Source organism: Chitinophaga sp. YIM B06452 (genome assembly GCF_039655965.1).
Taxonomy (GTDB): domain Bacteria; phylum Bacteroidota; class Bacteroidia; order Chitinophagales; family Chitinophagaceae; genus Chitinophaga.
On the sequence record NZ_JAWLKY010000009.1, the window covers coordinates 77134 to 89253 of the forward strand.

General features: G+C 50.5%; 9 protein-coding genes. 5 read left to right on the forward strand and 4 right to left on the reverse strand.

What is annotated here, in order from left to right; translation table 11 throughout:
* Positions 1-14 precede the first annotated feature (14 nt).
* The gene (locus R3I13_RS26340; RefSeq protein WP_346320990.1) at positions 15-437 is read left to right on the forward strand and encodes a hypothetical protein; all 423 of its coding nucleotides are present in this window, start codon (positions 15-17) and stop codon (positions 435-437) included.
* Positions 438-470: 33 nt separating this feature from the next.
* On the opposite strand, the gene R3I13_RS26345 is transcribed toward R3I13_RS26340, so the two are convergent.
* Together R3I13_RS26345 and R3I13_RS26350 are read right to left on the reverse strand one after the other, a co-directional pair.
* Positions 471-2915 carry an outer membrane beta-barrel family protein gene (locus tag R3I13_RS26345; protein WP_346320991.1) on the reverse strand — a complete coding sequence of 815 codons (2445 nt, stop codon included), beginning with the start codon at positions 2913-2915 and terminating at the stop codon, positions 471-473.
* A 261-nt stretch (positions 2916-3176) separates the two neighbouring features.
* Positions 3177-3731 carry an N-acetyltransferase gene (locus R3I13_RS26350; RefSeq protein ID WP_346320992.1) on the reverse strand — a complete coding sequence of 185 codons (555 nt, stop codon included), beginning with the start codon at positions 3729-3731 and terminating at the stop codon, positions 3177-3179.
* 80 nt (positions 3732-3811) lie between these two features.
* On the opposite strand from R3I13_RS26350, the gene R3I13_RS26355 reads away from it, so the two are divergent.
* The 4 genes from R3I13_RS26355 (at position 3812) to R3I13_RS26370 (ending at position 10034) form a co-directional block, all read left to right on the forward strand.
* On the forward strand, positions 3812-4426 hold the full coding sequence (locus R3I13_RS26355) for a TetR/AcrR family transcriptional regulator (RefSeq protein WP_346320993.1): 615 nt from the start codon (positions 3812-3814) through the stop codon (positions 4424-4426).
* An 83-nt stretch (positions 4427-4509) separates the two neighbouring features.
* Complete coding sequence (locus R3I13_RS26360) at positions 4510-5862, forward strand: TolC family protein (protein ID WP_346320994.1); 1353 nt, start codon at positions 4510-4512, stop codon at positions 5860-5862.
* A 47-nt stretch (positions 5863-5909) separates the two neighbouring features.
* Positions 5910-6965, forward strand: a complete 1056-nt coding sequence (locus tag R3I13_RS26365; RefSeq protein ID WP_346320995.1) for an efflux RND transporter periplasmic adaptor subunit — start codon at positions 5910-5912, stop codon at positions 6963-6965.
* Positions 6966-6974: 9 nt separating this feature from the next.
* Positions 6975-10034 (forward strand): efflux RND transporter permease subunit, encoded by a 3060-nt coding sequence (locus R3I13_RS26370; RefSeq protein WP_346320996.1) that lies wholly within the window; start codon positions 6975-6977, stop codon positions 10032-10034.
* Positions 10035-10328: 294 nt separating this feature from the next.
* Here R3I13_RS26370 and R3I13_RS26375 read toward each other — a convergent pair whose 3' ends face one another.
* Both R3I13_RS26375 and R3I13_RS26380 read right to left on the reverse strand, forming a co-directional pair.
* Positions 10329-10961, reverse strand: coding sequence for a hypothetical protein (locus tag R3I13_RS26375; protein ID WP_346320997.1), 633 nt, complete (start codon positions 10959-10961; stop codon positions 10329-10331).
* Positions 10962-11029: 68 nt separating this feature from the next.
* Positions 11030-11986, reverse strand: coding sequence for a hypothetical protein (locus tag R3I13_RS26380; protein WP_346320998.1), 957 nt, complete (start codon positions 11984-11986; stop codon positions 11030-11032).
* Positions 11987-12120: the final 134 nt, after the last annotated feature.

The window sequence follows — 12120 nt, forward strand, 5'->3', positions numbered from 1 at the left end:
CAAAATAAATAAAAATGGCACTCCCTATTAATTACTTCAGCAAGGAAAAAGCCCTGCTGCACCTTAATATGGGCAGATCAGTGGCATTATTTGCCCGGGTAGGCGAGTTTTTTGAATCCAAGACCTTCGACTGGATCAAGCTGGAAAGGATATCGCCGGAAGCCTGTAAATGCACGCTGGTCAGGAGTTTCCCCGAAGGAGACGGATTCACCGCGGATGTGGTGAACTTCCGCACGGTAAACCAGCTGGAAGAAGGATTCGACGCCGTCAGCAATCCCTATACGGAAGGAACCCTCGAAGAATGCATCACATGGATGTCAGAGAAATTCGGCATCCGGGAAAATGCATCATTCATGATCCCGGAAGACCTGAACAAGATATATGCGGAGATCTATAAAAAAGGCGAACTTGATCTAACGAACAATGCCAGGGACTAAGCCCTGGCATTCGTTTTTATATGTTGTGATCTTTTAAAATCCGTCTCCTCCCATATCACCGCCTTCGTCGCCGCCTTTCTTTTTCTTAAAGATATTAGTGTCCATCTTGCCGAAACGCCAGCTCACATTCAGGCGCAGCTCGCGGCTCACGCGTTTGCGGTAGCGCTCTGAATCGGAGAACGAGGTGGTGGTCCAGCTCAGGTCGCGGTCTGTATTGAAAATATCATTCAGGCCGAGGGCCACGGAGAAATTCTTTTTCTTAAAGAAATCTTTTTTGATGGCCATGTCTACCTGGTACTCCGGCGCTTCTTCGCCCTGGGGCTCAATGCGGCGGCCTTCGTATTCGCCGGTTACCTGGAGGGTCAGGTTCCATGGAAGTTTCGTGTTGCTGTTCACCTTGCCGAACCAGGTAAAACCCGCATTGTCCAGGTTTTCGGCGCTGATCTCGGTTTGTTGCAGGTTCAGGTTGGCGGTAATATCCCAGCCTTTGGTGACCTGCGTGCGCACGGTCAGCTCCGCGCCGTAAGAATTACGCACGTTCGCGTTGATGGGATAGCTGAGCACTACCTTGCGCTCCTGCCCGTCCAGGCTCAGCGTGGTGTCTATGGAAAAGCTGGTGATCGCATTATTTGTATTGCGGAAATAAACGGAAGCCAGCACGTTCACTTTGCGGTTAAAGTCCTTGAGGTACGACAGCTCGAAGCTGTTGGTGAACTCAGGCTTCAGCGAAGGGTTGCCCCTGCGGCCGGAATTGGCGTTGTATTCGATGTTCGGCAGCAGGTCGCGGAACCAGGGCCGCTGGATGCGGCGGCTGTAGTTCAGTTGCAACTCATGGTCACCTTTGAATTTCTGCGTAAGGAAAATGCTGGGGAACAGCCCGATCGGGTAATCGATCTCGTAGTTCGCGCCTTTCACATTCTTCATTTCACCGCTGTAAAAAGACTGCTCTGCCCGCAGCCCGGTCTGGAAGCCGAAGTTGCCGAAGCCGCCGGTGTAGCTCACATACGCTGCGTTGATCTGTTCTGTGTAATGATAGTTGTTGGACAGGGAAGAATCGTACAGGAATTCCCCCGTTGCAAAATCTTTCCCGTAGGTGTTCAGCACATTATTAAAAGTGCGGCTGTTCGTACGCAGGCCCGCTTCTATTTTCGATTTTTCATTGATCGGGTTTACAAAATCCACCTGGCCGGTGAGGTAGGTGGTGTTGCCCGCACTGTTGCCATAGCGCAGCTCAGGCTGGTTAGGCGAGTTACTGGGCTGGCCGTTCATATCGTAATACTGCAGGGAATAATTGCTGTTGCCGTCGTTGTTGGCGCGGTTGTACGTAAAGTCCGCCGTCAGCTCGCGGCCCTCTTTTGCGAAGGTGCGCTTGTAGCCCAGCTGGGTAGTATAGTTGCGGAAACTGTTCTTGTTGTCGTTGTTTCCAATACCGTAACGGAGGCGGTTCTTCTGCGCATCCAGGTCGTAAACGGTCTGGCTGTTCAGGTTGTTGAAATCGCCGCCGGTAATGCCCTGGGAAAGGGTGATGGTATTTCGGTTGTCTATGAACCAGTCGAAACCGATGCGCCCGTTCTGGAACCTGCGCCCGAATTCACCGTCCTGGTATTGGTCCAGGTAAGTGGTATCACCGTTTTCCCAGTTCTTGCGCAGCATGTGCTGGGTCATGGGCGAACGCCTGTCCCGGAGACTATAATTAAGGAATACGTTGATCTTACCCTGGCGGACGTTCAGGTCCACGCCCGCGTTGGAGCTTTTGGTGGTAGAGTAGCCGCCCTGGATGAGGCCGTTGATGCCCGCGCGGCGGTTCTTTTTCAGCACGATGTTCAGGATGCCGCTCATGCCTTCCGCATCATATTTGGCGGAGGGATTGGTCACCACTTCCACGTTGGCAATGGCGTCTGCCGGTATCTGGTCCAGCGTAAGGGTGCTGGGCCGGCCGTCGACGAAGATGGTGGGACTGCCGTTACGGACGGACACATTGCCGTCTATATCCACGTTCACGGAGGGCACCTGCCGAAGTACGTCAGTAGCTGTACCGCCTATGCTGGCAAGGTTTTTCTCCACGTTAAACACGCGTTTGTCTATTTCCATCGTAAAAGCCGGCTTCTCTCCCACTACTTCCACGCCTTTGAGGGCGGTGGCAGTGGTTTTGAGGCGGATATTGCCTACATCTGAGCGGCTTTTCACGTTCACCGCGCGGAAGTAGGTCTGGTAACCGATAAAATAAATTTTCAGGATATAATTGCCGGGAGTGATGTTCTTGAAATCGAAATCACCGTTGCCTTTGGAGAGCATACCGGTGATCACGGTGCTGTCTGTTGCTTTTAAAAGAGCCACTGAAGCGTATTCTACGGGTTTCCCGCTCTGGTCGTCCAATAATTTACCAAGGATCTCTGCCTGGGCGCCGTTGTCCTGGGCCAATACCTGTGTGCTCATCCACAGAGATCCAGCTAATAAGAGTATTAAATTTTTCCTCATGCTTTGTTTGACGTCAAAAATTGACATATCATTTGCGGGCAAATTACATAAACTACGAGGAAGGGTGGAAATAAATGGATGGGTGGCAAACGGTTACACATCAGCAATGACGGCCCTTCCGGCCGGAATGGTGTTACAACGTGTTTTAGCAGCGGTTGGCAAAAAAAACGGCCTTATGCCTGAACGGTTGTTAATCGTGTTAAACGGACAGTTATTCTTTTTTGCCCCGGCTGAATCGGTTTTGCTGCTGGTACTTAACTCTTACAGCACCTTCTGTAAATGATAATAATATCCTCCTGCAAAATCCACCGTCTTCACGATCCCAAATCCCAGGCGTTCGTACAACCGCTGTGCATCAGGGTTTGCCGTGCTCACCAGCAGCCCCGCGAAATCAAGCCCTTCCCGTTTCCCTTTTTCCACTGCCGCCAGTATCAGCTGCCTGCCGATGCCTTTGCCCTGGCTGGCGGGGGATACAGCGATGCTGTCCAGGTAATATTCTCCCGGGCCTGTTTCATCTTCCGGCTGGAAACGGTGGCCCAGCGACCTTTCAATATGATCCAGCACGGGTTTCCGTAAAGCGTCCAGCTTCGCGCCGTCATAAGCGATAATGAGGCCGCCTATGCCTTGCGCATCCTCGTACAGCAATGTGTTTTCGTAGCTGTATTGGTTGCCAGGCTGCCTGAAAAGCGCTTCAAATATGGGCATGGACAGCAACGGGTCATTATGCCCCGTCAGCTTCAGGGCTATTTCCTGCATGGCCAGGAATAAAAGAGGAATGCTTGCAGCCGAATCGGCCGGGGTAGCGGGTCTTATCATGCCGCCAAAGATACCGGAAAAATAAATTTGGAATTACTGAACACCGTTCAGTATATTTGCATCGTAAACAAAATACTTTAATGGGCATATCAGACAGAAAAGAAAGGGAGAAGCAGGAGATGAAAAAGCTGATCATCGACGCCGCGATGCGTATGTTCGTGGAAGACGGGTATGAAAAGACCTCTATCCGCAATATCGCAGACAAGATCGAATACAGCCCGGGTACGATCTACCTTTATTATAAAGATAAAGACGAGCTGCTGTACGCTGTGCAGAAAGAAGCGTTCTCTAAAATGCTGGGAGCCTTCCAGCAACACGCCAACAGCCGCAGCCCGTGGAAACGCCTGGAGCAGATCGCTTACACGTACGTAAACTTTGGCATTAAGCACCCCGACCTGTACGACCTGATGTTTATCATCCGCGCACCCATGAACACCGCGGAAAAGAAAGGCGACTGGGAAAATGGGGACGCCTGCTTCAATTACCTGGCCGATACCATCAGGGAATGTATGGAAAAAGGCCTGCTGCGGTACACAGATCCGCGCGTGGCGGCGCTCTCCATCTGGTCTATGGGCCATGGCCTGGTATCGCTCCAGGTGCGCTGCCGCTTCAAGGTCATGGAGCTGTCAGAGGACCAGGAGAGCCAGATGATCAATATCTCGATCAAGGAATTCTTAAGAACGATCAAGGCTTAGACACGATCGGGCCAGGTTATCATCAACATACACGCAATCTCCGGGTTGCTTTTTTTAAGGCACATTACTAAACACCGTTCATTATGTTATCAAAGGTCATTAACCTTATCGCGTTTACCAGCCTCCTCGGCGCCGCCGCCCATGCGCAGGATACCCGGCTGGATGTATATATCCGCGAGGGTTTCAGCCGAAACCAGGCCATCGTACGGCAGAACTTCCAGCTGGAAAGGAGCCTGATGGCCCTCCAGGAAGCCAGGGCCTATTTTATGCCCACCGCCAGCCTCATCAGCACCTATACCAAAGCCGGCGGCGGCCGCACCATCGACATTCCTACGGGAGACATGCTCAATCCTGTGTATTCTACGCTCAACCAGCTTACGCAAAGCCAGAAGTTCCCGCAGCTGGAAAACCAGTCCATCCAGCTGACCCCGGATAATTTCTACGACGCCAAAGTGCGCGCCTCCCTCCCGCTCATCAATACGGAGATCTGGTACGCTAAAAAGATCCGGCAGGAAGACATCACCCGCCAGCAGGCCGTGGTGAACGTTTACAAACGGCAGCTGGTAAAGGATATCAAAACCGCCTACTACCAATACTTCCAGGCTACCCGCGCGGTGGATATCTACCGCAATGCCCTGCAACTGGTGATGGAAAACATCCGCGTCAATAAAAGCATGCTGGACAACGGCATCCGCAACAATACCGCCCTCACCCGCGCCCAGACGGAGCAGCAGCGTGTGGAAGCCTCCATCATACAGGCGCAGAACAACCAGCAGAATGCCAAAGCGTATTTTAATTTCCTGCTGAACCGCAGCCTGGAAGACTCCATCCTGCTGGACAGCAGCATCATCAACCTGGAAACCCCGTTGCCCGCCGTCGTTCCGCAACAACGCGAAGAGCTGGTCCAGCTGGAAGCCTCACGGAATATGGCCCTGCTCGCGGAAAAGAAAGAACGTTCCGCCTTCACCCCCAAGGTCAACACCTTCCTGGACCTGGGCTCGCAGGGATTTAATTTCGCTTTCAACAAAGACACCCGGTATTACCTCTGGGGTGTTAATCTCCAGTGGGACCTCTTCACCGGCGGCCAGCGGAAATACCGCATCAAACAGGCGGGAGCCGATGCCGCCATTGCACAGACCGCTTACAATGAGACCCGGCAAGGCATCCAGCTGGAGCTGGACCGCTCCGCCAACAACCACCGCAGCGCCACCGCCAACTTCAGCAGCGCGCGCACGCAGCTGCAGCTGGCGGAAAAATATTACCGCGACCAGTTCAAGGTCTATAAAGAAGGCCAGCTGCTCTATATAGAACTCCTGGACGCACAGAACCAGCTCACCAACGCCCGCCTCCAATTGTTGCAGGCCTGGGCGCAGGTGCAGATCTCGCAGGCAGACATAGAACGCGCGCAGGCCGCATACCCGCTACAAAACAATTGACCGTCATTTTACCAAACACATACTAACCGGCATAAAACGCATTCAATATGAAATCGTATCTCCTTCTCCTTTTAGCCGCTCCTGCCCTGCTGAGCGCATGCGGCGGCCAGTCCACGGCCTCCGGCATTCCCGCGCAGGACGCAGTGCCTGTAAAGCTGTTGCCGCTTTCTGCACAGCCCGTGGCCGGCGATGTCCCTGTATCCGGCACTTTCACGACAGACGATGAAGTGTTACTCTCTTTTAAGACTGGCGGCATCATCCAGCGCATACTGGTGAAAGAAGGCGATGCCATCCGCCAGGGACAAACGATTGCCACGCTTAATTCTACGGAGATCGACGCAGCCGTGCAACAGGCGCAGCTTGCCTTCGAGAAGGCCAGCAGGGACCATCAGCGCGCTACCAACCTGTACAACGACAGTGTGGCCACACTCGAACAGCTGCAAAACGCGCAAACCGCCAAAGAGATGGCGGCGCAGCAATTACGCACGGCACAGTTCAACCGCAGCCACAGCGTGATCACCGCCCCGCGAAACGGTTTTGTACTGCGCAAACTCGCAGCTGAAGGCCAGCTTGTGCAGCCTGGTACGCCGGTCGTGCAAACGAACGGCGCGCAATCCGGCGCATGGCTGCTGCGCGCCGGTGTGAGCAACCGCGAATGGGCAGCCATCCAGCTAAACGACAAAGCTATTGTGGAAGTGGAATCCGTTCCCGGGAAAACCTTCACCGGTGTGGTTTCCCGCCGCGGCGAAGGCATCGATCCTGCTACCGGTTCTTTTCTTATCGATATTAAACTGACCGGTGAAAAGCCTGCCAGTATTGCTTTTGGCATGTTCGGCAAAGCCAATGTGGAAACCAGCGGCAAAGGCGGCAACAATCCGTCCGGCTGGTCCATTCCCTATGACGCCCTGCTGGACGGCGATGGCAGCAACGGTTTCGTGTTCATCACCAACGACGGCAAAACGGCCCACAAAGTGCCTGTTACCGTTGCGGCCATCGAAAAAGACCATGTGCTCATCAGCGCCGGCCTCGAAAACGCCAAACAGCTCATCATCTCCGGCAGCGCATACCTGACGGACAGCAGCACCATCCGCATCATCCCATAAACCGCCGCCATGAAAATATCTGACTACGCCGTAAAGAATTACCAGTTCACCCTGGTGATCTTTATTATGATCATAGCGCTGGGCATCAGCACCATCCTGAACATGCCCCGCTCCGAAGACCCGGAGATGCACGCCCCTACTTATTCCGTGGTGGTAGTGTACCCCGGCACCAGTCCTAAAGACATGGAAGAGCTGATCGTAGACCCGCTGGAAAAGGAATTCGGCGCCATGGAAAACGTGCTGCGCATCCGCACTTCCATCCGCGACGGGCTGGCTGTGTTCCGCATTGAATACAAATACAGCAGCAACGTTGAAGAAAAGTACCAGGAAGTAGTGCGCGTGGTGAACAACAAACGCCGCGATCTTCCGCAGGACAATCTTTTCATTGAAGTGGAAAAATTCCAGCCTTCGGATGTAAACGTGCTGCAGCTCGCCCTCATTTCCGAAAATGCGCCGCGCGACAAGCTCAAATTCTATGCAGATAAATTGCAGGAACAGCTGGAAAGGATCACGCAATTGAAAAACGTGGAAATCTACGGCCTGCCTGAGCAGCAGGTGCGCGCAGAACTTGACCTGGAAAAAATGGCGCAGATGAACCTGCCCGTCAACAACGTGATCTCCAGCCTTCAGAACGAAACGCTCAGCATTCCCGGGGGCAGCGTGGAAGCGGGAAACCGAACCTTCAACATCAAGACCAGCGGTAATTTTCACAGTCTTGATGAAATAAAGAACACTATTGTGTATTCCTCTGCCGGCAGGAATATTTTCCTGAAAGACATTGCAAAAGTGTATTACGGCTACGCCGACGAAAACTACCAGACCCGCCTGAACGGCTACCGTTGCGTGTTTGTGGCCGCAGCGCAGAAAGAAGGCGAGAACATCACCAAAACGCAGAAGCTCTATAAGCCCGTGCTGGAGCAGTTCCGCAAAACGCTGCCTGCCAATATAGACATGGTGCAGCATTTCGACCAGGCTGATAATGTGAACCGCCGCCTCGGGAGCCTTGGCGTAGACTTCCTTTTCGCCATCGGCCTGGTGGCCATCACCTTGCTGCCATTGGGTTACAGGCAGGCTATCATCGTGATGATCTCCATTCCCCTAAGCCTCTCCATCGGCATTATACTTTTGCAGCTGTTCGGCTACAACCTGAACCAGCTCAGCATTGTAGGCCTGGTGGTAGCGCTTGGCCTGCTGGTAGACGACAGCATCGTGGTGGTGGAAAACATTGAGCGGTGGATGCTGGAGGGGCATAGTGCCATGGAAGCCACGCTGAAAGCCACCAAACAGATAGGCATGGCGGTGGTGGGCTGTACCGTAACGCTGATCATCGCATTTATGCCGCTGGTGTTTATGCCTGAAGGCGCGGGTGATTTTATCCGCAGCCTGCCGTTGGCCGTGATATTCTGTGTACTGGCGTCTATGTTCGTGTCGCTTACGATCATCCCGTTTATGACCAGCAAAATATTAAAACACCATTCCGGCCACCCGGATGGGAATATTTTCATGCGGGCGCTGAAAAAGCTCATCCATGGCAGTTATTCCCGCTTGCTGGATAAAGCGTTGCAACGGCCAGTACTGACTATCGTTGTGACGGTGATCATTTTCGCGGGTTCGCTGGTAGTGTTCCAGCTTATTGGCTTCGGGCTGTTCCCGCCTTCAGAGAAACCACAGTTCCTGGTGAACGTGGAAGCGCCGCCGCAGTCGAAAGTCGGCTATACCAACGGTATCGTGCGTCAAATTGAAAAGCGGCTGCAGCAGGAAAAGGATGTGAAATACTTCTCCAGCAACGTAGGCAAGGGCAACCCCAGGATATATTACAACGTGATCCCGAGGAACGAACAAAGCGAATTCGCGCAGGTGTTCGTGCAGCTGGACGAGCATACCAATCCCAGGCGGAAAAGCGAGATCATGGAAAGCCTCCGCAAAGCCTGGACGCCGTTCCCCGGCGCGAAGGTGGAAGTGAAGGATTTCGAGCAGGGCCCGCCCGTAGCGGCTCCCGTGGAAGTGCGCCTCTTCGGCGACGACCTGGACACGCTGCGCCGCCTCGCCGGAAACGTAGAGGCCATGCTGCGGAAAACCAACGGCACCATGTACGTGGATAATCCCGTGGACCTCAACAAAAGCGATATCCGGGTGAACATCATCCCTGAAAAAGCGCAGCAGCTGGGCATTCCCTTCGTGCAGGTGGACCGTACCGTGCGGCTGGCCGTGGCCGGGCTTACCCTGGGTAAATACACGGACAAAAACAGCAACGAATACAACATCCTGCTGACCCGCATGCGTGAAGGAAGGCCCACGCTGGACGTGTTTCGCAACCTCTACATCAACAACCTCCAGGGCAAGGCCATTCCTCTTTCACAAGTGGCTGAACTGAAGATGGAAACCTCGCCCGTCAACATCAACCACCAGGAAAAACGCCGCGTGGTTTCTGTGAAAGCCTTCGTGCAGCAGGGTTTCCTGCCAGACCGGGTGATCACCGAAGTGATCGGGAAAATGGATGCCATGAAACTTCCGCTGGGCTACAGCTATGAAATGGGCGGCGAAGTGGAATCGCGGCAACAGTCGTTTGGCGGGTTCCAGAATATTATTCTCGTAACGGTATTTCTTTTTATCGCCGTGCTGATCCTGGAGTTCAAGACTTTCAAGAGCACACTGATCATACTTTCCGTGATCCCGCTGGGTATCGTGGGCGCAGCGCTGGCGCTTTGGTTTACGGGAAATTCATTGTCTTTCGTAGCCATCATCGGCCTTATCGCACTGGCGGGTATAGAGGTGAAGAACACGATCCTGCTGGTGGACTTCACGAACCAGCTGCGCGAGCAGGGCCGCACGTTGGATGAAGCGATACGTGAAGCGGGGGAAGTGCGTTTCCTACCGATCGTGCTCACTTCACTTACTGCTATCGGCGGCCTCACCCCGATCGCAATTTCAAACAACCCGCTGATCGCGCCACTGGCGATCGTGTTGATCGGGGGATTGATCAGTTCCACTTTGTTGTCGAGGATCGTGACGCCGGTGGTGTATAAGTTGATACCGCCGAAGGTGCTTGTTAAAGAGGGGTTAAAGTGACCGGCATTTAGGAGAAATGGTTATATTTGTAATAATAAGCCCGGATGCTACGAACACCCGGGCGCGGATCAAAAGGAGTATCAACTCCAAAGATCCTTGAGTTTTGACGCTAAACTTACCAATTTGATAAGAGCATCCAGGATAACTTTTAACCTGGGTGCTTTTTTCGTCTTAGTAAAGTAAGTAATTGATTAATTTGACTGTGGCTAGTTTGAAATCATGCGAGGGAAAATTTACACTGCTATTCTTTTGCTTTTAGGTTAACTATATTATTATATTTAACCTGAAATATTGTCAATTTCCTTTTCTCAATAGCTCTAAGTTTATTTGATCAAACAAATCAATGCCTTCTCCTTCATAGTATTCTTCAAATAATTCTTTATATACAGTTAGGAATACTTCATATTTAATTCCTCCACAAATCACAATAGGTTCTATTGGTTCTGAATTCATTATAACCCAATTCGCCTCTCCTCCTAATTCCTTTATTAAAATTTCGCCTGTATAAACTAACAATGGCAAATATAGTTTACTAGTTCTATCACGGCTAATTTTATTTAAGTTTAAAGTGCTATCTATGATTTTCAAATTGGATACTTTCAATTCTTCGTCTATTCCAAATATCTCTTCTACATATTTAACATGAGCGAGTTTATTCTTATCGAAGTCTTCAGCCTTAATACCAAATTCCTCCAGTATGTGAGAAGGAGTACTATTTTTTGATCTTAATCTTTCAATATGATCAACTAACGTTTTTTTATCTGGATAAAGAAACGCATGAGTTTGAAAATCCACCACAACTTTTTTATTATCCAATTCATAAGCGTCTACAAAATATTCTTTCTTAATATGTTCTAAGAGCATTCCACTATGCATATTAATTAGCTTCTTCAATTCTTTAACGGATATTTTTTTTATGTGGTTCATAGTTTCCTGTGATTTAGCTGTATAAAAACTAAATAAAAAAATTATCATTATAACAATTCTCTTCATATCTATTTATCATTTATTTCTGCCGGGTCGGGGTCGTTGCCTCCTGATGCTGGATTCCCTACACTTTCACCAGGTATATGATTTGTAATACCACGAATAAATGAGTTTAATGGATAGCCTTCTTTGTTATCCCAAAGCCCCATAATATTTGCAACGAAACGATTCCAGACGCTGAATGAAGATTTCCCTTTTCTAGCTGCATATATAAATGGGTCCGAAAAGTATACATTATTTTCATCATCTATACCTGCCCATATAACCGATACGACCACATTTCTTTGATTTGCATATTCTCTCAAATTATCGTTAAACTCTGTATCGCCTGTGGCTATTATTATAAGTTCGGCTACTTCCAGATTTCCTTGATCCCTTCTATTAGCTAATACATCAATCATTCCTTCGACTTGCCCGCTTCTATATGCTCGCGAAATCGATGATTTCGTTGCTTTTACTTCAAAAAATTGCAATGAGGAAATTGTAACCTTCTTTTTAACAGGATCAACATGCACAATTTCATTCATAGCATCTGGCCTTACTGCAATTGGCCCTTTAGGTCCATTTCGTAACTCTCTTGCAGGAGAATAAAAATTACTTACATTTCGTCTTGCAGCAATATTTCTGTCGGTAACCGCCGCAATACCAGCTCTTTCAAAGAGCTCACCCACTCTCTTATTCCCAATTACACCAAGCTGCAACGCAGCTTGAGTTAATCTCTTCGTTGTCAAAACTTCTTCCAGACCATCCAAATCAATTGCATTTGGTACTTTATTCCCTGCAAATTGATATGTTGAATAAAAAGGAAAAGCGTCTGCTAGTTTGTCAACACAGAAAAAACGTCCAATCTGGTTATCGAAGTAGCGGTTTTTGTAATCATACCATTCAAGCCCACCACCATCTTTAAATTCTCCGTTCTGTTGTTCGTAGCCGTTATACTTATACTTGCTTTCTAACTTCCCCACCGCCTTCATCGATATTCCCGCTCATGGTCAACCCAAACGGATAATAATGCGTCTCCTCCAATACCGGTCCGGGGGTACTCATCACCACCACATTATCAAAGAACACATCCTGCGGGCTTTCATTGCTGGTGTAT

What these genes read in the sequence shown, in the direction of transcription:
- R3I13_RS26350 (WP_346320992.1), bottom strand. Translation starts at nt 3,731, where the DNA reads ATGATAAGACCCGCTACCCCGGCCGATTCGGCTGCAAGCATTCCTCTT.
- R3I13_RS26360 (WP_346320994.1), top strand. Translation starts at nt 4,510, where the DNA reads ATGTTATCAAAGGTCATTAACCTTATCGCGTTTACCAGCCTCCTCGGC.
- R3I13_RS26375 (WP_346320997.1), bottom strand. Translation starts at nt 10,961, where the DNA reads ATGAACCACATAAAAAAAATATCCGTTAAAGAATTGAAGAAGCTAATT.
- R3I13_RS26370 (WP_346320996.1), top strand. Translation starts at nt 6,975, where the DNA reads ATGAAAATATCTGACTACGCCGTAAAGAATTACCAGTTCACCCTGGTG.
- R3I13_RS26365 (WP_346320995.1), top strand. Translation starts at nt 5,910, where the DNA reads ATGAAATCGTATCTCCTTCTCCTTTTAGCCGCTCCTGCCCTGCTGAGC.
- R3I13_RS26340 (WP_346320990.1), top strand. Translation starts at nt 15, where the DNA reads ATGGCACTCCCTATTAATTACTTCAGCAAGGAAAAAGCCCTGCTGCAC.
- R3I13_RS26355 (WP_346320993.1), top strand. Translation starts at nt 3,812, where the DNA reads ATGGGCATATCAGACAGAAAAGAAAGGGAGAAGCAGGAGATGAAAAAG.
- R3I13_RS26345 (WP_346320991.1), bottom strand. Translation starts at nt 2,915, where the DNA reads ATGAGGAAAAATTTAATACTCTTATTAGCTGGATCTCTGTGGATGAGC.